At 74.2% G+C, this 26,293-nt stretch carries 24 protein-coding genes; 12 read left to right on the top strand and 12 right to left on the bottom strand.

The window, feature by feature from the left end; translation table 11 throughout:
* Window positions 1-49 precede the first annotated feature (49 nt).
* Genes folK through folP form a run of 3 tightly spaced genes read right to left on the bottom strand, consistent with a single transcriptional unit; the run spans window position 50 to window position 1,823 of the window.
* Entirely contained in the window at window positions 50-577 is a 528-nt protein-coding gene (gene folK, locus I8N68_RS13275) for a 2-amino-4-hydroxy-6-hydroxymethyldihydropteridine diphosphokinase (protein ID WP_200210234.1), read from the bottom strand.
* The gene (gene folB / locus I8N68_RS13270; protein ID WP_200210233.1) at window positions 574-933 is read right to left on the bottom strand and encodes a dihydroneopterin aldolase; all 360 of its coding nucleotides are present in this window, start codon (window positions 931-933) and stop codon (window positions 574-576) included. The genes folK and folB overlap by 4 nt, the downstream gene beginning before the upstream one ends.
* A 2-nt stretch (window positions 934-935) precedes the next feature.
* Complete coding sequence (gene folP, locus I8N68_RS13265) at window positions 936-1,823, bottom strand: dihydropteroate synthase (protein WP_200210232.1); 888 nt, start codon at window positions 1,821-1,823, stop codon at window positions 936-938.
* A gap of 356 nt (window positions 1,824-2,179) precedes the next feature.
* On the opposite strand from folP, the gene I8N68_RS13260 reads away from it, so the two are divergent.
* Genes I8N68_RS13260 through I8N68_RS13230 form a run of 7 tightly spaced genes read left to right on the top strand, consistent with a single transcriptional unit; the run spans window position 2,180 to window position 10,721 of the window.
* Complete coding sequence (locus tag I8N68_RS13260; protein WP_200210231.1) at window positions 2,180-2,494, top strand: hypothetical protein; 315 nt, start codon at window positions 2,180-2,182, stop codon at window positions 2,492-2,494.
* Window positions 2,495-2,506: 12 nt separating this feature from the next.
* On the top strand, window positions 2,507-2,869 hold the full coding sequence (locus tag I8N68_RS13255) for a hypothetical protein (protein WP_200210230.1): 363 nt from the start codon (window positions 2,507-2,509) through the stop codon (window positions 2,867-2,869).
* Between the two features lie 49 nt (window positions 2,870-2,918).
* Entirely contained in the window at window positions 2,919-6,431 is a 3,513-nt protein-coding gene (locus tag I8N68_RS13250; RefSeq protein WP_200210229.1) for an ATP-binding protein, read from the top strand.
* A gap of 1 nt (window position 6,432) precedes the next feature.
* The gene (locus I8N68_RS13245; RefSeq protein WP_200210228.1) at window positions 6,433-8,367 is read left to right on the top strand and encodes an MraY family glycosyltransferase; all 1,935 of its coding nucleotides are present in this window, start codon (window positions 6,433-6,435) and stop codon (window positions 8,365-8,367) included.
* The gene (locus I8N68_RS13240) at window positions 8,364-8,921 is read left to right on the top strand and encodes a hypothetical protein (protein WP_200210227.1); all 558 of its coding nucleotides are present in this window, start codon (window positions 8,364-8,366) and stop codon (window positions 8,919-8,921) included. The genes I8N68_RS13245 and I8N68_RS13240 overlap by 4 nt, the downstream gene beginning before the upstream one ends.
* Entirely contained in the window at window positions 8,918-10,105 is a 1,188-nt protein-coding gene (locus tag I8N68_RS13235) for a M23 family metallopeptidase (protein ID WP_200210226.1), read from the top strand. Before I8N68_RS13240 ends, I8N68_RS13235 begins: the two co-directional genes overlap by 4 nt.
* A 13-nt stretch (window positions 10,106-10,118) precedes the next feature.
* Window positions 10,119-10,721, top strand: a complete 603-nt coding sequence (locus I8N68_RS13230) for a hypothetical protein (protein ID WP_200210225.1) — start codon at window positions 10,119-10,121, stop codon at window positions 10,719-10,721.
* Between the two features lie 5 nt (window positions 10,722-10,726).
* Here the strand turns inward: I8N68_RS13230 and I8N68_RS13225 are convergent, their stop codons facing one another.
* On the bottom strand, window positions 10,727-11,287 hold the full coding sequence (locus tag I8N68_RS13225; protein ID WP_200210328.1) for a hypothetical protein: 561 nt from the start codon (window positions 11,285-11,287) through the stop codon (window positions 10,727-10,729).
* Between the two features lie 66 nt (window positions 11,288-11,353).
* Here I8N68_RS13225 and I8N68_RS13220 point away from each other — a divergent pair, with 66 nt between their 5' ends.
* The 3 genes from I8N68_RS13220 to I8N68_RS13210 all read left to right on the top strand — a co-directional run bounded on the left by I8N68_RS13220 (window position 11,354) and on the right by I8N68_RS13210 (window position 14,887).
* Window positions 11,354-11,533, top strand: coding sequence for a hypothetical protein (locus I8N68_RS13220; protein WP_200210224.1), 180 nt, complete (start codon window positions 11,354-11,356; stop codon window positions 11,531-11,533).
* A gap of 115 nt (window positions 11,534-11,648) precedes the next feature.
* Entirely contained in the window at window positions 11,649-14,186 is a 2,538-nt protein-coding gene (locus tag I8N68_RS13215) for an FtsK/SpoIIIE domain-containing protein (protein WP_200210327.1), read from the top strand.
* Entirely contained in the window at window positions 14,183-14,887 is a 705-nt protein-coding gene (locus tag I8N68_RS13210) for a hypothetical protein (RefSeq protein ID WP_200210223.1), read from the top strand. The genes I8N68_RS13215 and I8N68_RS13210 overlap by 4 nt, the downstream gene beginning before the upstream one ends.
* 33 nt (window positions 14,888-14,920) lie before the next feature.
* Here I8N68_RS13210 and folE read toward each other — a convergent pair whose 3' ends face one another.
* The 4 genes from folE to I8N68_RS13190 form a co-directional block, all read right to left on the bottom strand.
* Window positions 14,921-15,586 (bottom strand): GTP cyclohydrolase I FolE, encoded by a 666-nt coding sequence (gene folE, locus I8N68_RS13205; RefSeq protein ID WP_200210326.1) that lies wholly within the window; start codon window positions 15,584-15,586, stop codon window positions 14,921-14,923.
* Window positions 15,587-15,621: 35 nt separating this feature from the next.
* Entirely contained in the window at window positions 15,622-17,628 is a 2,007-nt protein-coding gene (ftsH, locus tag I8N68_RS13200) for an ATP-dependent zinc metalloprotease FtsH (protein WP_200210222.1), read from the bottom strand.
* 389 nt (window positions 17,629-18,017) lie between these two features.
* Window positions 18,018-18,593 (bottom strand): hypoxanthine phosphoribosyltransferase, encoded by a 576-nt coding sequence (gene hpt, locus I8N68_RS13195; RefSeq protein WP_089004926.1) that lies wholly within the window; start codon window positions 18,591-18,593, stop codon window positions 18,018-18,020.
* A 99-nt stretch (window positions 18,594-18,692) separates the two neighbouring features.
* A complete protein-coding gene (locus I8N68_RS13190; protein WP_200210221.1) occupies window positions 18,693-18,830 on the bottom strand; it encodes a hypothetical protein in 138 nt (45 codons plus the stop codon).
* A 150-nt stretch (window positions 18,831-18,980) separates the two neighbouring features.
* Here I8N68_RS13190 and I8N68_RS13185 point away from each other — a divergent pair, with 150 nt between their 5' ends.
* The gene (locus I8N68_RS13185; protein WP_200210220.1) at window positions 18,981-19,940 is read left to right on the top strand and encodes a GlxA family transcriptional regulator; all 960 of its coding nucleotides are present in this window, start codon (window positions 18,981-18,983) and stop codon (window positions 19,938-19,940) included.
* Between the two features lie 171 nt (window positions 19,941-20,111).
* On the opposite strand, the gene tilS is transcribed toward I8N68_RS13185, so the two are convergent.
* From tilS to dacB, 3 genes are all read right to left on the bottom strand, one after another.
* Complete coding sequence (gene tilS / locus I8N68_RS13180) at window positions 20,112-21,104, bottom strand: tRNA lysidine(34) synthetase TilS (protein ID WP_200210219.1); 993 nt, start codon at window positions 21,102-21,104, stop codon at window positions 20,112-20,114.
* A gap of 10 nt (window positions 21,105-21,114) precedes the next feature.
* Complete coding sequence (locus tag I8N68_RS13175) at window positions 21,115-22,179, bottom strand: Rv3626c family coenzyme F420 biosynthesis-associated protein (RefSeq protein WP_200210218.1); 1,065 nt, start codon at window positions 22,177-22,179, stop codon at window positions 21,115-21,117.
* 79 nt (window positions 22,180-22,258) lie between these two features.
* Window positions 22,259-23,689 (bottom strand): D-alanyl-D-alanine carboxypeptidase/D-alanyl-D-alanine endopeptidase, encoded by a 1,431-nt coding sequence (dacB, locus tag I8N68_RS13170; RefSeq protein WP_372433714.1) that lies wholly within the window; start codon window positions 23,687-23,689, stop codon window positions 22,259-22,261.
* Between the two features lie 590 nt (window positions 23,690-24,279).
* Here dacB and I8N68_RS13165 point away from each other — a divergent pair.
* Entirely contained in the window at window positions 24,280-24,783 is a 504-nt protein-coding gene (locus tag I8N68_RS13165; RefSeq protein WP_130329652.1) for an inorganic diphosphatase, read from the top strand.
* Window positions 24,784-24,835: 52 nt separating this feature from the next.
* Here the strand turns inward: I8N68_RS13165 and eccD are convergent, their stop codons facing one another.
* Window positions 24,836-26,239 (bottom strand): type VII secretion integral membrane protein EccD, encoded by a 1,404-nt coding sequence (eccD, locus tag I8N68_RS13160; RefSeq protein WP_200210216.1) that lies wholly within the window; start codon window positions 26,237-26,239, stop codon window positions 24,836-24,838.
* Window positions 26,240-26,293: the final 54 nt, after the last annotated feature.

Genomic DNA, 26,293 nt, shown 5'->3' with positions numbered 1-26,293 from the left:
GGGGTCGCGCGGGGACTGGGCCGGGCTCATGCCGGCCGGCTCCACTGGGTCATGTGTCCGACTCTAACGCCAGATCCGGTCGGGGACTCAGTTCCAGCGCGTCGAAAGCCAGCGGCTCGGCGTTGAGCAGGTCGGTCAGCCAGCCGTGCCCGGGCAGCCGCCCGTGCGGCTCGATGTCGATCCACGGCCGGAGCACGAAGGCCCGCAGGTGGGCACGGGGATGCGGCAGGGTGAGCTCGGGGTCGTCACTGAGCACCGGCTGACCCGCGTCGTCCCAGACCGCGACGACGTCGACGTCGAGGGTGCGCGGCCCGAACCGGCGTTCCGGGTCCCGGGTCCGCCCGGCCGCGGCCTCCGCGGCCCGGGCCCGGGTCAGCCAGTCCCGCGCCGTCGCCGCCGGGTCCACCACCAGCACCACCGCGTTCAGGTACGCCGGCTGCTCGGCGTCCCCCCACGGTGGAGTCTCGTACACGCCGGAGACCACCCGCACCGCGTCGCCGAGCGCGGCCACCGCCGAGCGCAGGTGGGCGAGCCGGTCCCCGAGGTTGCTGCCGATCGACAGCACGGCCCGGGTCACCGGGCGCGTCGCATCGTGACGGCCACGTCGGCGAAGGTGTGCGGGATCGGCGCCTCGGGCTTGTGCACGGTGACCGTGGCCGCGCCGACCAGCGGTTCGGCCAGGCAGACCGCGAGCAGCCGGTCGGCGAGCGTCTCGATCAGGTTGACCGGCTCCCCGGTGATCACCGCGACCAGCCGCTCGGCCAGCTCCCCGTAGTGCACGGTGTCGGTCACCTCGTCGGAGCGGGCGGCCGGGGCGAGGTCGAGTTCGAGCACCGCGTCGACCACGAACTCCTGCCCCTGGGCCCGCTCGAAGTCGTAGACGCCGTGCCGGCCGCGCGCCCGCAGCCCGGTCAGCTCGATCCGGTCGGTCATCCTCATGCTCCCTCTTTCCGCGCCGCAGCCGCCGGCCGGTTTCCCTGGTCGCCGCTCAGGCGTGGGTGGCCGGTGGCGGCCCAGACCGCGAGGGCGTCGGCGGTCGCGCGCACGTCGTGCACGCGCACCCCCCAGGCCCCGGCGGCGACGGCGAGCAGGCTGGTGGCGATGGTGGCCGCCTCCCGTTCCGCGGTCGGCCGGGGCGTGCCGTCCGGGCCGGCCAGCAGCCGGCCCAGGTAGGACTTGCGGCTCGCCCCGAAGAGCAGCGGGAAGCCGAGTTCGAGCAGCTCGGCCAGACGGGCGCTGAGCTCCCAGTTGTGCGCGGCGGTCTTGGCGAAGCCGAGCCCGGGATCGATGATGATCCGGTCGGCGGCCACCCCGGCGGCCAGCGCCTCGTCCACCCGCTGACCCAGCTCGGCCCGGACGTCGGCGACCACGTCGCCGTAGCTGGCCAGGTCGCGCATCTCGCCGGAGTGCCCGCGCCAGTGCATGAGCACCCAGGGGCAGCCGGCGTCGCGGACCACCCGGGCCATGTCGAGGTCGGCGAGGCCGCCGGAGACGTCGTTGACCACGGCGGCGCCGGCGGCGAGGGCCGCCTCGGCCACCCGGGCCCGGCTGGTGTCGATGCTGACCGGAATGCCGGCCGCGGCCAGCTCGCGGATCACCGGCAGGACCCGGGCCGTCTCCGTCTCCGGGTCGACCCGGTCCGCGCCCGGACGGGTTGACTCGCCACCGACGTCCACCAGGTCCGCGCCGGCCTCGCACAGTCGCACTCCGTGTCCGACGGCGGCGTCGAGATCGGCGTACCGGCCGCCGTCGGAGAAGGAGTCGGGCGTGACGTTGAGGACGCCCATCAGCACCGGGGCCGGGGCCCGTACCAGATCGGTCACGACTAGACCGTACCGGTCGCCAACAGGGGCTCCGGCGGCCCGGCCCCGGACCGCCCACGACGGCCCTGACATGGCAATTGGAACAGGTGTACGATCGGTCTTCCGGGTCGGATCGGGTCGACTCTTCGCGGGTTGTCGCAAAGGTGGCCGCGCCGTACGCTTTGGAATTGCCCAGCATGGAGATGGCGAAGCCTGGAGGGAGGGCCGAAGCGGGAGAAATTCCCCCAAAGCTCACCACTCTCCGTGGTGGGTAACGAACGTAGTGTCGCCGACGCTGCGCAGAGTGAGCACCATCCCGCCAGGCTTGACTACTGCACCACCGCGGCGTCGCCGGCCGCGACATGGGGAGGTTTCCAGTGATCGCCATCGAGCTCCTGGGGACGGCGTCGTCCGCCGTCGGCCACGCGCTCCACACGCTGGCGTCGACGCCACTCGCCGAGCCGGCGCCGAAGGGCATCGACACCGAGGGCGTCGTCACCTTCTTCGCCAGCAAGATCGCGCCGATCCTGCTTGCCGTGCTCGGTGTCATCTTCATCGGCCGGGCCAGCCGGGGCGAGATCTCGAAGGTGCTGACCAGCTCGGCCATCGCCATCGTCGGCCTGGCGTTCATCGCCGGCGCCGCCACCCTCTTCTTCGTCGGCGACTACCTGATCAATCTGATCTTCGAATAGGCGCGGGCGACCATGCGGCTGCGCACCGACGACGACATCTACCGGGCTCGTCTCGTCTATCTGGGGCCGCCCGGCTACACCCTTCCCGTGCACCTGCCGTACGCCCAGTACGGCCTGTTCATGCTGCTCGTACCCCTCTACATGTTCATCCACTGGCTGTTCACGCTGAACGTCGAGCTCTTTCCCGCCTGGGAGATCTCGCTCGCCATCGTGACCACCTCGTTCATCTTCCGGTACGTCGACCCCGACCGGCCGGCGCGCATGGTCATCCGCACCGCGCTGACCGACTGGCGACGAACCCGGGAGCCGGCCGCCGAGCTGCGCGACCCGCGCCTGGTGGCGAGCCGGATCAGGATCCGGGAGGAACTGGCATGACCGGGTGTACGCCCAACGGGCAGCCGAACGACGCGGGTGAGGCGGTCTCATGAATCGCTCTTTTACGCCGGGTTCCCCGGCCGGGCGGCATGCCGAGCCGCCTGGTAACCGTGCGCGATCGTTCGACTACCCTGAGGCGGAGGAGCTGGACGAGGCCGCCCTCGACCCCGCGCTGGCGACCAGCCCCGGGCACGGCCAGGTCGGCGTCTTCCAGCCGCCCCGGCCTGCCCCGGCCGGCGCGCAACCCGCCGTGGGCGACGGCGGCGACATCGACTCGCCGTTCCTCGACCTCTTCGGCGGCGCGCAGCCGGGCGGCCACCGCCCGGCGACGCCACCCGCGGTGACCCGGTCCGCGACCCCGCCGCCCGCCGAGCCGACCCCGGTGGTCGCGCCGCCCCGGCGCGGCGTCGGGCGGGAGGCGTTGCCGATCCCGCACCAGCACGCCGCCCCCACCGAGCCGGCCGTGCCCACGCCGCTCTCCGAGCGCCGGACCGGCCGCGCCACCGGGAGCCCGGAGGGCATCGCCGCCGACCAGCCGAGCCGGCTGCCCGAGGCCGTCACCGGCACCCGACCGGACGACCGCAGCGGGGAGACCGTCGGCCTCCCCCGGTCGGCATCCCCCGCGCCCGAACTGCCGGGCGACGCCCCGGGCCGGATGCCCGCTCTCGGACCGGCGCCCGCGAAGACCGCCCGGAACCGGGTGCCGCACCAGCCCGGCGACCGGCTCCCCACGCTGCGACCGACCGCCGAACCGGAGCTGACCGAGCCGGCGGCCGAGATCCCGGCCGAGCGTCCGTCGCGGCGCGATCCGGCCGCCGCCGGCCGGATCGCGCGCCGCACCGACCCCGAACGGATCACCGCGCCGCGCGGCCGCGAGGTCGCCGCGTCCGGCACCCGCGAGCTGTCGACACCGCCCGCCCGCGAGGTGGCCACGCCCCGGCAGCGCTCCCCCGAGCGCAGCGGCAAGCCCGCCAAGCCGGTCCGGGTCCGCCCGCCGAAGATCAAGTTTGCGGATCGGGACCCGTCGGTCGAGCTGGCGATCACCGAGATCGCCGGCCACCTGACCTTCACCCCGAACACCGTCACCGCCTGGTACTGGCTGCCCGAGGTGCGCTGGGCGTTCCGCCCCGACGCCGAGCGGGAGGCGCTGCTGTCGGCCATCTCCGAGCAGTACGCCGGCCTGGCCGGCTTCCGGCTGCACCTGCGCCGCACCACCCGGCCGTTCCCCGCCGACGAGTGGGCCCGCACCATCGACGCGCACACCGCGGCGCCGCTGCCCGACGTGCCCGGGACGGCCGGCTGGGCCGACCACCTGGTCGCCGCCCAGCGGCACCTGATGGCGGTCAACCACGCCGAAGGGCAGACCTACCTGGGCGTCACCTTCGCCCGCCGGTCGCTCGGCGACTCGCTGACCGAGCGGCTGCTGCGCACCTTCGGCCGGGGCACCGCCGACGGCGAGCGCCGCAAGCTGGGCCGGACCGTCGAGCAGTTCGACGAGGTGCTCGGAGCGTTCGGCATGCGCGGTCGCCGGGTCACCGCGCAGGAACTGGAGTGGCTGCTCTACCGCTCCGTCGCGCTCTGCATGTCGCCCCCGGGCACCCTCTCCCCGATCACCAACGGCCGGTGGGAGCGCGGGGACCTGCTCGCCCTGACCGAGCAGGTCGAGCGCTACCGGACCCCGTACGGCTCGACGGTCAAGCTGGTGAACCGGATGACCGGCGAGGAGCGGCACGTCGCCGTGCTCGCGGTCGGCCGGATGGAGCCGCTGGAGATCCCCGAGCGGCACGAGCCCTGGCTGCACTTCCACGAGCGGCTGCCCTGGCCGATGGAGATCTCCACCCGGGTGGACATCCTCGGCTCCGGTGACTCGTTCCGCAACCTTGAGCACCGGCTCCGGATGATCCGGTCCCAGCAGCTCGACTACGCCGAGCACGGCATCGACGCCCCGCCCGAGCTGGAACGACTGGCCAAGCGGGCGCTGGTGATCGGCGACGAGATGACCACCGGGCTGCCGGTGGACTCGGCCCGCGCACACGGCTGGCACCGGATCGCGGTCGGCGGCCGGACCCGCGAGGAGTGCCTGGAGCGGGCCCGCCGGCTCATCCAGCTCTACTCCCGCGAGCTGCGCATCTCGTTGCAGCACCCGAAGAACCAGGACTGGCTGGCCCGCGAGTTCATCCCCGGCGAACCGATCGCCAACACCGGCTACGTCCGGCGGATGCCTGTCCCGCTGCTGGCCGCCGCGCTGCCGCAGGCCGCCTCCACCGTCGGCGATCGGCGGGGCGACCTGATCGGGCGTACCGCCGGCACCTGCCGCCGCCCGGTCTTCCTCGACCTGCACTTCCCGATGGAGGTGCGGGAACGCTCCGGGCTCGCGGTCTTCGTGGCGGAGCCGGGCGGTGGCAAGTCCACCCTGCTCGGCGCGCTCGGCTACCTGGCCGCCCGGCGCGGGGTGCAGGTCACCCTGCTCGACCCGTCCGGCCCGCTGGCCCGGCTCTGCGCCATGCCGGAGCTGCGGCCGTACTCCCGCGTGCTCAACCTGACCGGCTCCGAGCAGGGGACACTCGCGCCGTACGCGCTGATCCCGACGCCGCTGCGCACCGAGTTCGGCGCCGGCGCGACCGGCGACCGGGAGTTCGAGATCGCGGTCTCCAACGCCCGCGCCGAGCGCCGGATGCTGGTGCAGGACATCTGCATGATGCTGGTGCCGCCGCAGGTCGCCCGCGAGGCCTCCACCGCCACCCTGTTCCGGCACGCGGTACGTCAGGTGCCCGCGGAGGAGACGTCCACCCTGGACGACGTGGTCGCCTGCCTGCAGGGGCTCGACGACGACGCCGGCCGGGAACTGGCCAACCTGCTGCTGGACACCGCCGAGATGCCGCTCGCCATGCTCTTCTTCGGCCGGCCGCCGGAGGGGCTGCTCGGCGCCGACGCGGCGCTCACGGTGATCACCATGGCCGGACTGCGGCTGCCCGACCTCAAGATCGAACGCGAGTACTGGTCGGCCGAGGAGGCCCTCGCCCTGCCGATGCTGCACACCGCGCACCGACTGGCGGTCCGCCGCTGCTACGGCGGGTCGATGTCGTCGCGGAAGCTGGTCGGCCTCGACGAGGCGCACTTCATGGAAGGTTGGCGCTCCGGGCGCTCGTTCCTGGTCCGCCTCGCCCGGGACTCCCGGAAGTGGAACCTCGCCGCCCTGGTCGCCTCGCAGAACCCGAAGGACATCCTCGGCCTCGACGTGCAGAATCTCGTCTCCACCGTCTTCGTCGGCCGGATCGCCGAGGACACCGAGATCGCCTCCGAGGCGCTGCGACTGCTCCGGGTGCCGGTCAACGACGGCTACGAGGCGACCCTCGCCTCGCTCTCCCAGGCCGACGCCGGCTCGGCCGCACGACTGGGCTTCCGGGAGTTCGTGATGCGGGACGTCGACGGCCGGGTGCAGAAGGTCCGGGTGGACGTGTCGTACGTCGAAGGGCTGCTCGACCACCTGGACACCACCCCCGCCGCGGTCGCCCAGACCGCCGGGGCGCTGCCGACCGTCCTGGCTGACCTGGAGGCGTGACATGGCGAGGGCCCGGGCACGGATCGCGGCGCTCCTCCTCGCGCTCGGCGTACTCGCCGTGGCCACCATCGCCTGGCCGGCGGTCGGGGCGACACCGGCGTACGCCGCGACCCCGGTCGCCCAGGCCCGGGCCGAGCTCTGCAGCACCAAGGAGTGGCAGACCGACTTCCGCGCCTGCGTGGCGAAGCTCAAGGAGGTCAGCCAGGACCAGGTCGAGTGCCGCAACGCTCCCGTTCCCGGGGCACCGGACTCCGGTCTGGCCGGCTGGTTCGCCGCCCGCCCCGACTCCGCCAAGCTGCCCGGTCCGAAGGGCCTCTACAGCGACTACGGCTACGCGGGCTACAGCTACACGACGTACGACGTCGACGGCGGCTGTGCGTCGTCCGTGCTCCATCCGGACTACCGCTTCACCACGATGGTGGCCAACGGCGAGTTCATGTTCGCCAACGCCGTGATCGGCGCCTCGAACGCGCTGCGGGAGCGGGCCTGGGATCCCGGGTCGATGTGGGGCTGGGCGGACCCGCTGGTGGAGCAGGCCACCAAGGCGGTCTACCAGAAGGTCTTCAGCGTCTTCGGCATCGTCACCCTCTGCGTGGTCGGCCTCTACCTGCTCTGGCGCTCCCGCCAGTCGGACATGAGCAACGCCATGACGACGGCCGGCTGGGCGTTGCTGGTGATGGTGGCGGTCACCGCCCTGGCGGCCTGGCCGGTGAAGTCGGCGAACATCGCCGACAACACCCTGGTCACCACCCTGAGCGTCGTGCACGACGCGGTGGGCCCGGCGACCCGGGACACTCCGCCCGGCCAGTGCGACGACCCCAACCCTGCGGCGTGCACGGACCACCGTCCCCCAGCGGTGCGGGCCAGCGACACGGCCACCGAGACGATGCTCTACCGCAACTGGCTGCGTGGGGTCCTCGGGTCGGCCGACAGTGAGACCGCCAAGAAGTACGGCCCAGCGCTCTACGACGCCAAGTCCCTCTCCTGGGAGGAGTCAGAGAAACTCCGCCAGAACCCGGCTACCCGCGAGGCGACGATCAAGGCCAAGCAGCAGCAGTGGGCTCGGGTCGCCGAGCAGATCAAGACGGAGGACCCGGAAGCCTACGAGTACCTGCAGGGCGTCCGGGACATGGACCGGATCGGGGCCGGCTTCATCGCCGTACTGGCCTCGCTGCTCTTCGCGATGTTCGACCTGACCGCCTCGCTGCTGGTCCTGCTGGGCTTCCTGATCTTCCGGTGGGCCGTGATCGCCGCGCCGATCCTCGGCACGGTCGGCCTGATGCGCCCGGCCAGCGCCGGGCTGCGCCGGCTGGCGAACGCGGTGGTCGCCGCCGTCTTCAACATCGCCATCTTCGGCACCGGCGCGGCGATCTACCTCTTCGCCGTGGACCTGATCATGAACACGCCGACCCTGCCGGGCTGGCTCCAGGTGGTGCTGGTCTGGCTCTGCGGGGTGGTCGGCTGGCTGCTGCTCCGCCCGTACCGCCGGATCACCCAGCTCGGTGGCAAGGACAGCAGCGAGGCGATCAGCTCGGCCGGCTCCTGGCACCGTCGCTTCTTCCGCGACGTGCGGGTGGCGGCCCGGCTGGACGTGGTCGAGCCCGGCGGTACGGCGGAGCCGGCGCTCGGCCGGCGGCGCGGCGCGGCGATCGAGCCGAGCAACCTGCGCCCGGAGGCGCGGCATGAGGACCCGTCGCACGCCGCCGCCGAGCGGCGACGGCCGGACGGGCAGGAACGGGCGGACGACGCGCCGGCACCGGAGCAGCCGGGCGGCGGGCGGACCGCCGCACCCCGTCCCCGGCGCCGGCAACCGGCCACCTGGACGGAACCGGACGTGCCCGAGGAGGCCCCGGCGTTCGCCATCTACCGTCCGGGCTCCGCCGAGCCCGCGCCGGCCACCAAGCCGACGCCCCGGGTGCGCTCCGAGGCGCGGTGAGCACGATGCGACGAGCGCTGGAATTCCTGTTCACCCGGGCTCTGCGGTCCCGGCTCGGCGTCGCGGTGGTGATCGCCGTCCTGGTCTTCGGCGTGATCGGGGCGGCCCGGCTGGTCTCCGGCCCCGTCGACCCGACCACCGGCCTCAGCAACCGGCCGCGGGAGCCGATCAGCACCGTCGACCCGGAGGCGGGCGACGACGGCGTGCTGTCGAGCCCGGCGCCCCCCACACCGAAGACCCGCCCGGGTGAGCTGAGTCCCGAGCAGGCCGCCAGTCGGTTCACCACCGCCTGGCTGGCTGGTCCGGGTAGCACCGGGGAGGACTGGCAGGCGCGACTGCGCCCCATGTCGACGCCGGCGCTGACCGAGAAGCTGACCGGCGCGGATCCGGAGAGCGTCCCCGCCCGCCGGATGACCGGCGAGGTCACGCTGCGCGCCCGTACGGAGTCCTTCGTGGAGGCGCTCATCCCGCTGGACAACGGCCGGCTCCGACTCGAACTCGTGGCCCCCGACGGCCGGTGGCTGGTGGACGCGGTGGACTGGGAGCGGCAATGACGGACCACTGGCGGGACACCGAGTCCCCGCCGCGCCGCCGGAGACTACGGCTCGGCGTCGTGGCCGCCGCGCTGACCGCGACCCTCACCCTGCTCTGCTGCGTCGGCGGCGCCGCCGCCTTCCTCCTCACCGAGCTGGGCGGCGAGGAGCAGGACGACCCGACCGTGGCCGGGCTGGCCTGCGACCCGGGCCACCGGGTCAGCATCACCGGCGACATGCCCCGCTTCACCGAGTACGGCGAGGGCCAGCTCCGCAACGCCGCGGTCATCATCAAGGTCGGTCAGGACATGAAGGTGCCGGCTCGCGGCTGGGTCATCGCGCTGGCCACCGCCATGCAGGAGTCCGCGCTGCGGAACCTGGCCAACAGCACCGTGCCGGCCTCTCTGACGCTGCCGCACGAGGGCGTCGGCGCCGACCACGACTCGCTCGGCCTCTTCCAGCAGCGGCCCGGCTGGGGCAGTGTCGAGCAGCGGATGTCCCCCGCCTACACCGCCCGCAAGTTCTACGAGAAGATGCTGCGGGTGCCCCGGTGGGAGGACCGGCCGCTCACCGTGGTGGCGCAGCGGGTGCAGGTCAGCGCGTTCCCCGACGCCTACGCGAAGCACGAGGAGCTGGCGGGCCGAATCGTCGACGCGCTCGCCGGCGGCGCCGCGCGGACGGTGCAGATCGCCGGCAAGGCGGTGTGTGACGCGGCCGCCGGCGCCCGGATCGCCGCGTCGGGCTGGACCGCGCCGATCCCGGGTGGCGTCGGCTCCGGCTTCCGCACCGCCGACCGACCGGGTCACAACGGGGTGGACATCGCCGCACCCAGGCGGGTCACCGAGATCCACGCCGCGGCGACCGGCCGGGTGCTGGTGGCCCGCTGCGACCCGGACCACTCCGGACGACGGGACTGCGACCGGGACGGCTGGCCGGGCAAGGGCGGCTGCGGCTGGTTCGTGGACATCCTGCACGCCGGGGGCTACATCACCCGCTACTGCCACCTGGTGGAGCGCCCCGGGGTGGCTCCCGGTCAGCTGGTGGCGGCCGGTGACGTGATCGGCCGGGTCGGCAGCAGCGGCAACTCCTCCGGCCCGCACCTGCACTTCGAGGTGCACGTCGACAGCGACCGGTCCAGTCGGGGCGCGATCAACCCGGTGCCGTTCATGCGGGAGCGCGGGGCGCCGCTGGACGGCGACACGTGAGGCCGGCACACGAATGACCGGCCCGCTGCCCGATCCCTTCGCGGACCAGCCCGACTGGGCCCCGCTGCCACCCCGACCGCTCCACGTCGTCCCCGCCACGGACCGGGTCGAGCTGCGCGGCCGGCGGGTGCTGGTCGGGCTGCCCGGCCTCGGCTGGCGGGGTGATCTGCGCGCCGACGAGCGGGTGGTGCAGGGCAGCCGGACCTATGTGCCGGTCATCCCGGAGCACGAGTGGTACCGCGCGGAATCCGAACAGGTGGAGGTGTTCGCGCCGCTGGTACCGGTGGAGCGGGTCTGGGTCGAGACCGTGGGCGACCGCAGGGACGTGCCAGTCGTGCCGCGCGAATCCGGGATCCGGCTCGTCTCCCTCGACGCGCCGGCCCATCGGGCGCCTACCCCGGTCTTCGAGGCCGACGCGGTGGCCGGCCGCCGGGTCGTGCACGTCCTCGGCTCGACCGAGCATCGCGACCTGCGGGCCGTGACCGAGACCTACTCCGGTGCCGACGGAGACATCTGCGTCCGGGTCACCTCCGAACTGGAGTGGTACCGCTGGGCCTGGCGCGGCCAGGCCCCGAACACCTTGGAGGTCCCGGTCCACCTGCTCTGGATCGAGTAGGCGTCTCAGCCGATCTTGTGGCCCTCACAGACCCGCCAGCCGTCCTTGTCGATCACTGTGAACTGCCAGTCTTCGCGTCGGCTGCTCCGTGTCTGCCCGTCGGCGGAGCCGGAGATGGCCAAGGTTGTGGTCACCAACTCGCCGTCGGCAATTTGCGTCCTGGTGAGCGCCCCCCAACTGACTCTGACCACGACGTCGAAGTTCGCTTCCCGCCGCTCCAGCTCGTCTCGTAGACCGCGCACCGCGCCGAGGTCGCCTCCGCCCTCGCAGGCGAACTCGCTGGCCTTCGTGTCGTTGCGGTCCACCAGGAAGGCGCGGAGATAGTTGTCCACCACCACGTCGGGGGCGCTGCGGTCCGGCGCGGTCGCCCGGTCGTACAGGATGAAGCCGGTGACGCCGCCGCCGATGCAGAGCAGGGCGAGCAGCCCGGCGACAAGCGAGAGCACCGTGCGCAGCCGACGTCGGGGACGCTCCGGCGCCGGAGCCGGCGCTGGCGGCGCCAACTGCTCGGGCGGGGTCCGCTGCGCCGGTACCCGGGACACCTGGGAACCGGTGGGGGGCTGCACTGATTCCACCTCCTGAGGCTATCGGCTGCGCGCCGCGTACCCAATGCCCCGGATTCACCGATCGTGGTGAACCGCCGGGCGGACGCGGCGCGGGCGGGTCAGGCGATCCGGGCCGTCGCCGGCCACCTGCGGACCTCGCTGCGGACCGTGCAGCGCCGGGTGCGCCGCCTGATGGACCTGGCCCGGGTGCAGACCCGGATGCAGCTCGGCTTCCAGGCGGCCCGGCTGGGCTGGATCCCGGGGTGAGCCGGCTCACCGGTCAGGCAAACCCCGGCGCAGCGCCGACCGACATCCCGGAGCGGGGCCGCCGGCTGGGATACCGTCACTGCGCGGGGAGGAGATGTCGGCCTCGGGAAGAGAGGTGGACGCGGTGGGCAGTCCGAAGGCGAGAGCCGGCCGGGCCGCCGCCCTGCACCGGCGGGCCGCAGCCACCGCGACCGCGGCCGCCGGCATCCTCGACGAGATCCGGCCCGTCCCGGCCGACCACCACCGGCAGTACGAGTTGGCCGAGCGGCTGCGTACGGCTGCGGCGCTCGCCGCCCCCGGCTGGGCCGGCGCCGCCCTGGAGACGCTGACTCCGGCGACCCCGCCCGCTGACCAGCCACCGCCCGTCGTCCGGGTCGGCACCGCCGCGCCGCTGGACGACGCCCGGTTCCCGGCGCTGGTGCCGCTGCTCGGCAGCGGCCACCTGAGCATCGACGCCGATGCCACCGATCCTCGGGTGGCCGGCTTGCTCCGGGCCCTCCTGCTGCGGTTGCTCGCCGCCGCGCCGGCCGGCTCGCTGCTGGTCCGCGCGGTGGACGCCACCGCCGACCCGGACCCGGCGGTCGGCGTCTTCGGGGGGTTCGCGGCGTTGGCCGACGCAGGGCTGCTGCCGCCACCGACGGTGGACGTGGTCGGGCTGCGCGCGGTGCTCACTGAGGCCGAGCAGTGGGTCGCCGCCGGCATGGCCCGGCAGCGCGGGCACGACCGGACGCTGCTTCTGGTGGTGGCCGCGCTCCCCGCCGCCGTCGGCGCCACCGACCTAGGCCGGATCGATGAGCTGGCCGCCCGGGGCCACCGTGCGGGCCTGCACCTGGTCGTCGCCGGCCGGTCGGCCGCCGCGCCGCTGCCGCAGGCCACCCCGGTCGCGGTACGCACCGCGTACGCGCTGGTCGGCGATCCGCCGGGGCAGGGCCTGAGCAGCCCCGGCACGGCGGCTCCCGGCGGGCTCAACTCACCCGTCCTGGTGGAGGAGGATCCGCCGGCGGAGCTGGTGGCGGGCGTGTGCCGCCGGCTGGCCCGGCAGATCGAGGACGGCTCCCGGCTGTCCCTGACCGACCTGCTGCCGCCCGGTGAACTGTGGGAGTCGAGCTCGGTCGAGGGGCTGTCCACCGTGGTCGGTGACGCCGCCGGCCGGCCGGTCAGCCTCGGCTTCACCGAGCTGACGCCGCACTGGCTGGTCAGCGGCCGTTCCGGCGCCGGCCGGTCGGCGTTCCTGACCAACGTGCTGTTCGGGCTGACGGCCGGGTACGGCCCGGACGAGCTGGTCCTCTACCTGGCCGATCTCGGCGAAGGCGAGTCCTTCGTGGAGTTCCTCCAGACCGAACGGGACCGCTCCTGGGTGCCGCAGGTCCGCGCCGCCGGGATGGCCGCCGACCGGGAGTACGTGGCGGACCTGGTCGGCCAACTGGAGGCGGAGCTGCACCGCCGGGAGGAGGCCGGCGGGCGGGCCGGCGGGCAGCGCTACGCGGAGCTGCGCGAGCACCAGTCGCTGCCCCGGATCGTCTCCGTGATCGACAACTTCCCCCTGCTGCTGCGGGAACGGGACCGGTTCGCCACCGGCCTGCTGGCCCGGCTGGACGTGCTGGCCCGCGCCGCCCGCGCGTACGGCATCCACCTGGTGCTGGCCGGCGAGGGCGACCTCGGCATCGGCGGCCCGCGTGACCCGCTGCTGGGGCAGTTCCTGGTCCGGGTGGCCCTGCCCGGCGGATCGGCGGTGCTGGAGCCGACGAACGACGCCGCGGCCGGGCTGCCGGTGGGCACCGCCGTGGTGAACACCGCCGGTGGGTTGGGCGGGCCGCGCGGCGCCACCCGGGGCCACGAACGCATGATCCGCTTCCCGGATCCGCACGACGACCCGGACCTGCTCGCCGAGCTGCGGCACCGGCTCTGGGCGGCCCGGCCGCAGCGGTCCACCCCGCCGGTGGTCTTCGCCGGCTTCGCCCGCCCGCTGCTCGGCAACGACCCGCGGCACCGGGCGGCGCTGGCCGGCCGGGCGCACACCCCGGCCGCCCTGCTCGGCCGGGCGGTGGACGTGCAGCGCTCCACGGTGGCGGTGCCGCTCGGCCCGGCCCCCGGTCGGAACCTCGCCGTGCTGGGCCGGGACGAGGAGGCGGCCCGCCTGCTGGTCACCGCGGCCCGGAGCACGGCGGCGCACCACCCGTCGGCCCGGTTCGTGCTGGCCCCGCTGGCCAACGGGTCGGCGGAGCCGGCCGCGGAACTGGCCGCCGAGCTGGCCGGGCAGCACCCGGTGGAGATCGTCGACGTGGCCGGCCTGCGCGCCGCGCTGGACGCGGGCGAGCCGAGCTACCTGGTGGTGTTCGGGCTGGATGTGCCGGACGCGACGGAGCTGCCGGTCGAGCGGCTGCGGTCACTGCTGCGGGAGGGCCCCCCGGCCGGGTTGCACCTGCTCGGCTGGTGGCGGTCGGTGGGACCGCTGGCCGGGCTGCTCGGCCCGGAGGGCGAGATCGACAAGCTGGCCGCCGTGGTGGTCACCGACGTGCCGGGCGCCCGGCTGGAGTCGCTCTTCGACCGGCCGGTGCTCTGGCGACCGCGCCCGGGCCGGGCGGTGCTCTGGGACGGCCCGGGTGAGTCGGGGACGGTGCTGGTGCCGTTCGGGGAGGAGGCGACCAGGTGAGCGAGACCGGAACCGCCGTGCCGGCACCCCGGTCGGGTGGCCCGTTGGCCGATCCCCCGGATCCGGCCACGGCGGCGTGGGCGGACTACGTCGCCGCCGCCCGCCAGCTCGACGGGGTGCGCCGGGCCGCGACGACGGCGGCGGGCGAGCAGGCCCGTTCGGTGCAGGCCGCGCGGGAGGAGCTGACCGTCGTCCGGGCCCGGCTCGCCCCGCAGCAGGCCCGACTGCGCGAACTCGGGGTGCCGGCGATCTCGTTGCAGCCGACTCCGCCGGAGCTGACCGAGGCGGCGAGGTCGATGGTGGGCGGGCCGGCGGCGGTGCTGACCGCGTTGCAGGCCGCCCGGCGGTGGGCCGACGCCGCGGACGACACGCTGGCCGCGCGGGGGCTGCCCCGCCTGGCGCGCTGGCCGTCCCGGCCGCGCAACCTGCTCGTGTACGGTCCGCTGGCGCTGGTCGTCCCGCTGATCCAGCTGCTGGTCCTGCTCGCCACCGGTGCGGGCGCGGCGAGCATCGTGGCGCTGGTGGTGGGGCTGCCGATGCCCGCGGTCGCCTTCATGGCGGGCTGGCTGGCGGTCGGGCGGCTGTTCCGTCCCCGGCCGGTGGACCGGGTGGACCGGACACCCCGGTTCGGGGCGCTGGTCTGCCTGGTCCCCGCGGTGGCCACCACCGCCGGGATCGTGCTGGCGATGCTGGCCGGCTGACGTGGCCGACGGAGCCGTCGGCCGCGCGCCGGGTCAGCGGTGGATGATCAGCGACATGGCCTCGGCGCGCGACTTCGCGTCGCGCTGGAGCACGCCGCGTACGGCCGAGGTGATGGTCTTCGCACCGCTCTTCTGGATGCCCCGCATCGCCATGCACATGTGCTCGCACTCGAGCACGACGATCACGCCGCGCGGTTCCAGCTTGCTCATCAGCAGGTCGGCGATCTGCGAGGTGAGCCGCTCCTGCACCTGAGGACGGCGGGCGAAGACCTCCACCAGCCGGGCCAGCTTGGACAGGCCGGTGATCCGGCCGTCCGGCCCGGGGATGTAGCCGATGTGTGCGCTGCCCCGGAAGGGCAGCAGGTGGTGCTCGCAGAGGCTCATCACGTCGATGTCCCGGACGAGCACGAGCTCCTCGTGGTTGGCCTCGAAGGTGGTGCTGAGCACCTGACCAGGGTCGACCCGCAGGCCGGCGAAGAGTTCGGCGTACGCGCGGGCGACCCGGGCCGGCGTCTGCTGGAGGCCGTCCCGGTCCGGGTCCTCGCCGACCGCGATGAGGATTTCCCGGACGGCCTTCTCGATCCGGGCCAGGTCCATGGTCTCCTCGACCGGCCGGCCCGTGAGCTTGCCGCTGATCAGGCGCGCGGCAACGTAGTCCAGCCCGTCGTCACCGTCGGGCTCGGTCGCGGAGACGGCCAGCTCCCGCTTCGGGGAGCTGGCCGTCGGGTCCGTGCTCAGTGCGTACCGTCCGAGTTGTTCGACCCACCGCCGACGGAGGCGCCGTCGGCCTGGGCCTGGGCCTTGAGCTTCTCCTTCTCGGCCGGGGTGAGCACCGGCGGCTCGGTGGAGGGCTGGCGCTTGCCGAAGCCGTGGTACGGGGCCATCGGCGGGCGCTTCACCACCCGGGCGCAGATCCGGGCCATGTCGGCGGTGGAGAGAGTCTCCTTCTCCATCAGCTCCAGGACCATGTTGTCCAGCACGTCCCGGTACTCCACCAGGATCTCCCAGGCCTCGTCGTGGGCCAGCTCGATCAGGGCGCGCATCTCGCCGTCGATCTCGGCCGCCACCGAGTCGGAGTAGTCCCGCTCGTGGCCCATGTTGCGGCCGAGGAACGGCTCGTCACCGCTGGTGCCGTACTTGATCGCGCCGAGCTTGGAGCTCATGCCGTACTGGGTGATCATCGCGCGGGCCAGCTGGGTGGCCTTCTCGATGTCGTTGCCGGCGCCGGTGGTCGGCTCGTGGAAGACCAGTTCCTCCGCCGCCCGGCCGCCCAGCGCGTACGCCAGGGTGTCGATCATCTCGGCCCGGGTCTGGGTGTACTTGTCCTCGGTCGGCAGGACCAGGGTGTGGCCCAGCGAGCGACCGCGGGACAGGATCGTCACCTTGTGCACCGGCGCGGCGTGCGGCAGCGCCCAGGCGACCAGCGCGTGTCCACCCTCGTGGTACGCGGTGATCTTCTTCTCCTGGTCGCTCATCACTCGGGTCCGGCGCTGCGGACCGGCGATCACCCGGTCAATCGACTCCTCCAGGGAGTCGTTGGAGATCGCCCGCTGCTCCTTGCGCGCGGTGAGCAGCGCGGACTCGTTGATCACGTTGGCCAGGTCGGCGCCGCTGAAGCCGGGGGTACGCCGGGCGACCGCGTCGAGGTCGACGTCGGGCGCGAACGGCTTGCCCTTGGCGTGCACCCGCAGGATCGCCTTGCGGCCCTCCATGTCGGGGGCGTCCACCGGGATCTGCCGGTCGAAGCGGCCCGGGCGCAGCAGCGCCGGGTCGAGGATGTCCGGCCGGTTGGTCGCGGCGATCAGGATGACGCCGCCCTTGACGTCGAAGCCGTCCATCTCGACGAGCAGCTGGTTGAGGGTCTGCTCCCGCTCGTCGTGGCCGCCGCCCATGCCGGCGCCACGGTGCCGGCCGACCGCGTCGATCTCGTCGACGAAGACGATCGCCGGGGCGTTCGACTTGGCCTGCTCGAAGAGGTCGCGGACCCGGCTGGCGCCGACACCGACGAACATCTCCACGAAGTCCGAGCCGGAGATCGAGTAGAACGGCACGCCGGCCTCACCGGCGACCGCCCGGGCGAGCAGGGTCTTACCGGTACCGGGCGGGCCGAAGAGCAGCACGCCCTTCGGGATCTTGGCACCGAGGGCCTGGTACTTCGCCGGGTTCTGCAGGAAGTCCTTGATCTCGTGCAGCTCCTCGACGGCCTCGTCGGCCCCCGCCACGTCCGCGAACGTGGTCTTCGGCGTGTCCTTGGTGATCATCTTCGCCTTGGACTTGCCGAAGTTGAGCACCCGGGAGCCGCCACCCTGCATCTGCGACATGAAGAAGAGCAGCAGAAGCACGAGCAGGGCGATGGGGAGCAGGTTGACCAGCAGACTGACCCAGACGCTGTCCGAGGAGACCTTCACGTCCGCCGGGCCGGTCACCCGGTTGGCGGCCTTGGCCGCGAGCACCTCGTTCCAGACCTCGTCGCCGGCCTGGTACGGGAACTGCGCCTCGATCTTGTCGGTGCTGGTGTCGCCGAACTTGGTCTTCTGGGCCAGGTCGAGCTGGAGCGTCTGCTCCTTGTCCTGGAAGACCGCCTTGTTGATCTTTGCCGTGTGGAGCTGGTCCAGCGCAACGGAAGTGTCCACCCGGTGGTAGCTGGGACCAGCGGTGAACAGCTGACTGAGCACAACGGCGCCGAGGATGACCAGGATGATCCAGACCACCGGTCGGCGGAAGAAACGCGTACGTTCCATACTGTTGTCGGGCGCCGAGACGCCCGCATCCTCCTGATCGACGTCCTGACCGTCTGAATGGTGTCGCCGCCTCGGGCGGCGGCCGGAGCCGCCGTGCGGGCCGGCCTCGACCCCCGAAGCGCGAATTGCCGCGCCGCGGTCATTCGACGGTACACCGTTCGTGGCAGATGCGAGCTTCCGAGCCCAGCACTTACGCGTACGGCGAACCGGGGTTTGGGCCGGCGTGACGGGGACTCCGCGCCCGCCCACCCGACCGCCCGGTCAAGCGGTGCGAGGGTCGGGCGTGGAGGGTTCCTCCACGCCACCGACCCCTACCGTAGTCCGGTCAGCTGAGAGCCCGCTGAACGTCCGCTCGATGAGCGCCGATACTCGCAGGTCGGCGGAGGGCTTCAGGCGCGGGCGTAGACCTCGGGCTTGAGCACGCCGACGTAGGGCAGTTCCCGGTACCGCTCGCCGAAGTCGAGGCCGTAGCCGACGACGAACTCGGTCGGGATGTCGAAGCCGACGTACTTCACCGGGACGGGGACCTTGACCGCGTCCGGCTTGCGGAACAGGGCGACCACCTCGACGCTCGCCGCCGAGCGGGACTCCAGGTAGCGCAGCAGCCAGGAGAGGGTCAGGCCGGAGTCGACGATGTCCTCGACGACCACGACGTGCCGGCCGGCGATGTCCCGGTCCAGGTCCTTGAGGATCCGCACCACCCCGGAGGAGGTGGTGCCCTGGCCGTACGAGGAGACGGCCATGAACTCCAGCTCGGCGGGGGGACCCTGGCGGCCGAGCGCCCGGGCGAAGTCGGCCATGAACATGACCGCACCCTTGAGCACGCAGACCAGCAGGAGTCCGTCCTCGACGTGCGCGTAGTCCGCCGAGACCTGCTTGGCCAGTTCCGCGGTCTTCTCGCGGATCTGCGCCTCGGAAATGATCACGTGGTCGATGTCGGCGTCGTACCAGGAGCCGTCAGCCATGCGCCTAGCCTGCCGTACGCCGGATGGCCTCCGTCGGCGGGGCCGCCCCTTTTGGCGCGGTCCCGCCGGGGATCTTCGGCGCGTAAGGTGCAAATCACCTCAGCAGGTGCCGGAGCGCCAGCGCCGGCCGTCGGCGGTGGGCTTCCAGTCGGCCGAGTCGCGGGTGTCGGCCCCCAGCCCGGTCGCCGCGGCGACGGCGAGGACGACGAGGAAGAGAAGAAGCAGCAGGAGTTCCATGGCGGCGCTCGCTTTCGCGTGGTTGAGGTGGGTTTCGCCGCCGGTGCGCACCGGACTGAACCCAGTTTGCGGCCACCCCGGCCGGCCGGAAAGTGGCAGGAATGCCAGTGGGCATCGATTTCCTGCCACCTCTTCGGTTACCCTCGTCACATGCTGAAGTCAGTCGCCGTCATCGCGCTGGAAGAGGTCGCCGCGTTCGAGCTCGGCGTCCTGGCCGAGGTCTTCGGCACGGACCGGACCGCTGACGGCTTCCCCGGCTACCGCTTCGCCGTCTGCACCGTGGACGGTGGCCCGGTCCGCAGCCGCTCCGGCTTCCTGCTCACCCCGCACGCGGACCTCGGCCCGGTCGAGGACGCCGACCTGGTTGCCGTCCCGGCACACGCCGAGGGGACCTCGGTCCCCGGCCCGGTGCTCGACGCGCTGCGCCGGGCCGCCGACCGGGGCGCGTGGCTGCTCAGCGTCTGCTCCGGCGCGTTCGTGCTCGGCGAGGCGGGGCTGCTCGACGGGCGGGACTGCACTACCCACTGGCGCTATGTCGACGAGCTGCAACGGCGTTATCCGGCGGCCCGGGTCAGGTGCAACTCGCTCTACGTGCAGGACGGCAAGCTGCTCACCAGTGCCGGCACCGCCGCCGGCATCGACGCCTGCCTGCACCTGGTCCGCCAGGAGCACGGCTCGGCGACCGCCACCCGGCTGGCCCGGCGGATGGTCGTCCCGCCGCACCGCGACGGCGGCCAGTCCCAGTACATCGAGGCGCCGATCCCCCGGGCGGCGGAGGCCCCGACGCTGGAGCCGGTGCTGGAGTGGCTGATGGGCCACCTGGACCGGACGGTGACCGTGGACGAGCTGGCCGCGCGGGCCGACATGGCGCCACGTACCTTCGCCCGCCGGTTCCGGGCTGAGACCGGGACCACCCCGCACGACTGGTTGACCAACCAGCGGGTGCTGCTGGCCCGGCGGCTGCTCGAGGAGACCCAGCTGAGCGTGGAGACCGTGGCCGACCAGAGCGGCTTCGGCGACGCGGCGGCGCTGCGGCACCACTTCACCCGCCGGGTCGGCACCACCCCGCACGCCTACCGGACGACCTTCCGGGAACGCGTCGAGGCCTGATCACCAGCCCAGCATCGCCCCGTCGACCCGGGACTCCGAGCCGGCCACGTACCCGCCGCCGGTGTGTCGCCAGATCGCCTGCCCGTACCCGAAAGTGGCCGGCTCCGCCGCCACCGCGCTCCCTTCGCTCTGCCGGACGGAGCGGGACGCAGCGGGGCGCAGCGGGGCGGCTCAGCGGGGGTCGGCGAGGGTGAGCCGGCCCTCCTGGCGGGCCACCCGGAGCCCGCCGGGAAGGTGGACCGCGCCCTGCCCGTGCCACTGCGTCACCAGCGCGTCCAGCGCGTCGACGTGCCGGTGCGACAGCGCGGCCGGCGGCGCGCCCAACTCCCGCGCCCAGGCGTGCAGCACCCGGGTCCGCAGCGCCACCGGCTGCGCGGCCAGCGTGTCGACCACGAGTCCGCCTTCGGGCGAGCGGGCTTCGGTCAGGGCAGCGGCGGCGAGCTCGTCCAGGGCGGCGGTGTCCGCGGCGACCAGCCGGGCGGTCCGGGCCAGGTTGTCCAGCACGGCGGGGCCGAGCGCCCGGACCAGCGACGGCAACACGTCGGACCGGACTCGCGCCCGGGCGTACGCCGGGTCGACGTTGTGCGGGTCCTCCCACGGCGTGAGCCCCAGCACGGCGCAGGCCTTGCGGGTCTCCTCCCGGCTCACGGCCAGCAGCGGCCGGAGCAGGGTCACGCCGTCCAGCTCGCGGCGCTCCGGCATCCCGGCCAGCCCGCGCGGGCCGGCGCCGCGGGCCAGCGCGAGCAGCACGGTCTCGGCCTGGTCGTCCCGGGTGTGGCCGAGCAGCACCGCGGCGGCGCCGCGCCGCCGGGCGGTGGCGACCAGCGCCTGGTAGCGCGCCTCCCGGGCGGCCGCCTCGGGGCCGCCCGGTCGGCCGGCGACGGTCACCGGGACCGCGTCGACGGGGTCGAGGCCGGACTCGACGGCCCAGCGGGCCACCGCGGCGGCCCGCTCCGCCGAGCCGGGCTGCAGGCCGTGGTCGACGGTGACCAGGCCGGCCCGGCGACCCAGCCGGGGGGCGACGAAGGCGGTGGCGGCGGCCAGCGTGAGCGAGTCGGCACCGCCGGAGCAGGCGACCAGCACCGGCCCGTCCCCGGTCAGCCCGACCAGCGCCCGCCGCACCGCGACCCGGGCTGCGGCGACCGGCGGGGCGAGCGCGGCCACGGCGGACGGCTCAGCCGGCGGCGGGGGTCGCGGCCGGCCCGTGCACCCGGGCCACCCAGGCGTCCGGGTCGCCCAGCTCGTCCAGCCGGGGCAGGGTCAGCGGCGACCCGAAGATCTTGTTGAAGCCGTCCATGCCGACCCGCTCGACCACGCCGTGGACGAACTTGCGGCCCTCGGCGTACTGGCGCATCTTGACCTCGATGCCGAGCAGCCGGCGAATGGCCTTCTCCAGCGGGTTGCCGGACTCGCGGCGCCGGTTGAACGCGGCCCGGATCGACTCGACGCTCGGGATCACCTGCGGGCCGACGCCGTCCATCACGAACTCGGCGTGCCCCTCGAGCAGGGTCATCAGCGCGGTCAGCCGGTCGAGCACCGCACGCTGGGCGGGGGTCTGCACGATGTCCAGCACGCTGGCCCGGCTCTCCGGGTCCTTCACGGCCTCGGAGAGGGTGGCCACGCCGCGCCGCAGCCGCTCCAGCAGGTGCTCGCCGCCCTGCGAGGCGTCGACGAACGCCTGCACCTCGCCGAGGAAGTACGCCCGCATCCACGGCACGGAGGTGAACTGGGTCCGGTGGGTCACCTCGTGCAGGCAGACCCAGAGCCGGAAGTCCCGCGGGTCGCAGCGCAGCTTCCGCTCCACCTCGACGATGTTCGGCGCCACCAGCAGCAGCTGGCCGGGATCGCCGGAGAAGACCTCGTACTGGCCGAGCACCCGGCCGGAGAGGTAGGCCAGCACGGTGCCGGCCTGCACCCCGGTCAGCCGGGAGCCGATCGCCTCGGTCAGCGGCCCAGGGCGCTTGTCACCGGCGAGCCGGTTCACCAGCGGGCTGATCACCTCGCGCAACCCGGCGATGTTGGCGGCCGCCCAGTCCCGACGGTCCACCACCCGCACCGGCGGATGCGCGACCTGCGAGCGCAGCCCGGTGTAGTCGGCGACGTGTCCGGCCGCCTCCTCGGTCAGCCGCCGCAGCTCGCCGACCACCTCGGTGGCCTCGGCGTACGACACCCGGGGGCCCGACTTGCCCAGCGCCCCCGCGGTCGCGGCGGCCAGATCCCAGTCCACGAACTGCGCCATGCACCCACCGTACCCGCGCCGGAACACCCCGGCCCGGGCTCACGGTGGGTGATCGACGCCGATCGTGCCGGCGCCCGGGTCAGCGGCAGCCGCAGCCGGCCAGCGCCGAGGTGATCCGGTCGAGGGCCTGCCGGGTCGCGTCCATGCTGTTCTCCGGCGCCTGGTCGGTCAGCACCGCGAACGTCAGCAGCCGGCCGTCGGCCGTGGTGACCAGCCCGGCGATGGCGTTGACCCGGGAGAGGGTGCCGGTCTTGGCGCGGACCACGCCGGCACCGGCCTTCGTCACCGCCGCCTGGTAGCGGTCGTCCAGGGTGCCGGACCAGCCGCCCACCGGCAGGCCCCCGAAGATCGCCGCGAGCTCGGGGTGACTGCCGTTGCCGGCGAGGGTGATCAGGTCGGTCAGCAGCGACGGGCTGATCCGGTTGGTCCGGGACAGGCCGCTGCCGTCGGCGAGGCTGATCTCGTCGGCGGGCAGCCCCAGTTCGCCGATCACCGCGTCGGTGGCCGCGGCACCGCCGGCGAAGGAGGCCGGCTGCTTCCGGGCCAGCGCCACCTGCCGGGCCAGCGTCTCGGCGATCACGTTGTCACTGTCGCTGATCATGATGTCGACCAGCCGGACCATCGGCAGCGACTGGACCTTGCCCAGCTCGGTGCCGGGCGTCGCGGCTCCCGCGGTGGCGCTCGCCCCGGAGGCGGCGGGGGCCTTACCCCGCTTCACCTCGTCGGCGTCGCCGGAGAGCCCGAGCAGCCGGGCGAACTGCCGGCCCGCGGTCAGGTCCGGCTGGGCGATCCGCTCGGCGGCGCCATGCGTGGCGTCGAAGTTCTTCCGGGCCGCCTCCGCGTCCCGGCGGGCGCCGTCGGTCATCAGGGCGGTGATCGGCGCGCCGAATCCGCCGGTCGGGATGTCATCGTCCCAGCCCGGCTCGTACACCGGGCCGCTGAACAGGGACGAATCGACGGTGACCCGGGTCGGCGCGGCGCCGCCCAGCGCCTGGCGTACCTGGGCGGCCAGGTCGTCCAGCCGGGCCGCGCCCGGGTAGAAGCCGTTCTTGTCCACGGCCAGGGTCGGGTCGCCGCCGCCGACGATGACCACCTCGCCGGGGGTCGCGCCGGCCACCGCGCGGGTGGGGATCCGGTACGCCGGCCCGCGGGCGGCCAGCACCGTCACCGCGGTCGCCAGCTTGGTCACCGAGGCGGGCACCGTGGGTGCGTCCTGGCCACTGCCGTAGAGCGCCTGGCCGGTGGTCACGTCGGCCACGGACACGTTCACCCGGTCGCCGAGGGCCGCCGCGCGGATCAGCGGTTCGAGCGCGGCGCGTAGCCCGTCGGCGGATGGAACCGGGGCGTTGGGGTCCGGCTCGGCGAGCACCACCGACGGTTCGGGCTCCGACGCCCCCGCACTGGCCGCCGGCGCGGCGGCCTCGCCGCCCAGCCAGCCGGCCACCGGGCCGGGCCGCACCACGGCCAGCCCGACCGCGGCCAGCACGACGACCAGCACGGTGGCGAGCACGGCCAGCGGCAGCGGTCGCCGGCGCCGGGCCGGCGGGGGCTCGGGAGCGGTCGGCGGGGCGACCGGGCCGACCGGTCCGCCGCCCGGGCCGTCCTGGTCCGGCCAGCGCACCTGGCCGCCGCCGTACGGCGGCTCGGCCCGACCGGCGAACTGCTCGGGGCGCGCCCGGCCGACCGGCTCGGGACCGTACCGCCGGGGGTGCCCGGAGCCGTACTGCGGTGGGTTGGCCCGGCCCACCGGGTCGGGGCCGTACCGCTGAGGGTTCGCCCGGCCCACCGCCGCAGAGCCGGCGTCGGAGCGGCCGGGGTCGCCGGGAGCACGGGGAAACTGGGCGTCGGGGACCGGGACGCGCCCGGTGGCACCGCCGGAACCGGGACTGCCGAACTTCCGGCCGTCAACCCCCTCCGGGCGGTAGTGTGAATCTTCCCTCCCCACGACCCCCTCCTCCCCCGTCGAAAAGCACCTTGGGTGACACTACTTCGGTCCGAACACTATGCGGCGGCCGGAGCCGGCGGGTGGGCATTCACCTGTCCGGGAGCGCCGCCACTGGTTTCCGTTAGCCAGCGTGGGCAAACGAGGGAGCGTGGAAGATGGATTTCGACGTCACGGTTGAGATCCCGAAGGGTCACCGCAACAAGTACGAGGTGGACCACGCGACCGGCCGGATCCGGCTGGACCGCACCCTCTTCACCTCCACGCAGTACCCGGCCGACTACGGCTTCATCGAGGGCACCCTGGGCGAGGACGGCGACCCGCTGGACGCGCTGGTGCTCGTCCCCGAGCCCACCTTCCCGGGCTGCCTGATCCGCTGCCGCACGATCGGCATGTTCCGGATGACGGACGAGAAGGGCGGCGACGACAAGGTCCTCTGCGTGCCCTACGAGGACCCCCGCCAGGAGCACCTGCGCGACATCCACCACCTGGGCGAGTTCGACCGGCTGGAGATCCAGCACTTCTTCGAGGTGTACAAGGACCTGGAGCCGGGCAAGTCGGTCGAGGGCGCGACCTGGGTGGGGCGGACCGAGGCGGAGGCCGAGATCCGCGCCTCGTACCAGCGCGCCAAGGACGCCGCCGAGCACGGCGACGCGCACTGATCTTCCGTACGTCCGCGGGGCCCGGGTCGCTCGGCGACCCGGGCCTTCGCGTTCAGCCGAGCAGGCCGCGGGCCCGGTCGTAGAGGTCCAGCACCGCGCAGGCCACCGGCACCACGGAGACCACCAGCGCGGTGTCGGTCAGATCGGCGAGCCGACCGAGGTACGGGGAGACCGGCCGCCGGGCGTACGTGGTGCCGGCCGCCACCGCGACCAGGGCCAGGACCAGCCCGCCGACGGTCAGCGCGAGCAGGCCGGCGGCGCCGGCCCGGCCGGCGAGCACCCCGCCGAGCACCGCGAACCCGGCCAACCCGGCGAGCACGGTGGGCACCCGGTGCCGCAGCCCGACGAAGAGCCGCGACCGCAGCAGCAGCACGGCCGACCCGACGGCGACCAGCAGCCGCCCGGCCACCCCGCCGGCCACGGCGAGCACCGTCGCGGCGGCGACCGCGAGGACGGCGTGCCCGAGCAGCATGCCGGTCAGCAGATCCTCGGTGCGGGCCACCGCCGCCTGCACCCGCCCCCGGTCCGGCAGGTCCCGCACTCCGCCCGCGTCCCCGCCGGGCGCGGCGGCGGGCAGGGTGATCGGCGGCAGCGGCAGCTTGCCGAGCCGGATGGCCAGCAGCGGCAGCGCGCCGAGCGCGAAGACCAGCGCGCAGAGCAGCACCGCCGCGGTGGCCGCCGGGTCGAGGAAGAGGCCGCCGAACGCGGCGAGCGCGCCGACCGCGCCGACGCTCGCGCCGGCGGAGAAGACCCGGGACCGGGTGGCCACGCCGAGCAGGCCGAGCACCGCGACCAGCAGCAGCGCCACCGACCCGGCCAGCAGTTCCGGTCCGCCGAGCCAGCTCAGCGGCCCGAACGGGCCGACCGGGTCGCCGGAGCCGACCGCGAGGGCGCCGGCGGCGCCGGCGTACGGCAGGGCGTACCCGCCGAGGGTGGCGCCGGCCGGGCCGTCCCCGTACGCCCGGGAGGCGGCCGTGGCGGCGAGGACCAGCAGCAGCGCCACGGCGGCGGCGACCGGCCAGCCGGCGGGCTGGCCGGGGCCACCGGCCAGCACGGCGAGCAGCCCGACGGCGAGCGGCACCCCCGCTCCGGCCAGCGCGGCGACCCGGGTGGCCGCGGGTGACCAGGCGGCACCCTGGCGGCGCGCGCCGTCGGCGATCGCCTCGACCACGTCGTCGTACTCCAGTTCGGGCCACTGCGCGCGGGCCGGCACCAGGTGCAGCACCTCGCCGTCGCGTACGCCCTGCGGCAGCAGCGCCTGCGCGGTGGCCAGCACCGCGCCGTCGGTGCGGCGGAGCAACCAGCCACCGTGGCGCTCCCCGTCGTCGGCCAGCCCCTCGCCGGCGTGCCGCAGCACCTCCGGCAGCAGCTCGGCCAGCGGGACCTGCTCCGGCAGGGCCACGTCCACCCGCCGCTGGGGAGCGCTGATCGTGACCCGGGCGAGGCCGACTGTCATCGACATCTCTCCATATCGAGCGGGAACGGTGACTGACGGACGACAGGACTTTAC

This window comes from Micromonospora coerulea (assembly GCF_016598485.1).
GTDB classification, from domain to species: Bacteria; Actinomycetota; Actinomycetes; order Mycobacteriales; family Micromonosporaceae; genus Micromonospora; species Micromonospora coerulea.
The sequence above is the reverse complement of the archived record's forward strand: the minus strand, read 5'-3'. Positions and strand labels throughout refer to the sequence as shown.

Coding starts and splice junctions, on each gene's coding strand:
- folB (WP_200210233.1), bottom strand. CDS start 933: ATGACCGACCGGATCGAGCTGACCGGGCTGCGGGCGCGCGGCCGGCAC.
- I8N68_RS13255 (WP_200210230.1), top strand. CDS start 2,507: ATGCGGCTGCGCACCGACGACGACATCTACCGGGCTCGTCTCGTCTAT.
- I8N68_RS13250 (WP_200210229.1), top strand. CDS start 2,919: ATGAATCGCTCTTTTACGCCGGGTTCCCCGGCCGGGCGGCATGCCGAG.
- I8N68_RS13245 (WP_200210228.1), top strand. CDS start 6,433: ATGGCGAGGGCCCGGGCACGGATCGCGGCGCTCCTCCTCGCGCTCGGC.
- I8N68_RS13235 (WP_200210226.1), top strand. CDS start 8,918: ATGACGGACCACTGGCGGGACACCGAGTCCCCGCCGCGCCGCCGGAGA.
- I8N68_RS13230 (WP_200210225.1), top strand. CDS start 10,119: ATGACCGGCCCGCTGCCCGATCCCTTCGCGGACCAGCCCGACTGGGCC.
- ftsH (WP_200210222.1), bottom strand. CDS start 17,628: ATGGAACGTACGCGTTTCTTCCGCCGACCGGTGGTCTGGATCATCCTG.
- hpt (WP_089004926.1), bottom strand. CDS start 18,593: ATGGCTGACGGCTCCTGGTACGACGCCGACATCGACCACGTGATCATT.
- I8N68_RS13190 (WP_200210221.1), bottom strand. CDS start 18,830: ATGGAACTCCTGCTGCTTCTTCTCTTCCTCGTCGTCCTCGCCGTCGCC.
- I8N68_RS13185 (WP_200210220.1), top strand. CDS start 18,981: ATGCTGAAGTCAGTCGCCGTCATCGCGCTGGAAGAGGTCGCCGCGTTC.
- I8N68_RS13175 (WP_200210218.1), bottom strand. CDS start 22,179: ATGGCGCAGTTCGTGGACTGGGATCTGGCCGCCGCGACCGCGGGGGCG.
- I8N68_RS13165 (WP_130329652.1), top strand. CDS start 24,280: ATGGATTTCGACGTCACGGTTGAGATCCCGAAGGGTCACCGCAACAAG.
- eccD (WP_200210216.1), bottom strand. CDS start 26,239: ATGACAGTCGGCCTCGCCCGGGTCACGATCAGCGCTCCCCAGCGGCGG.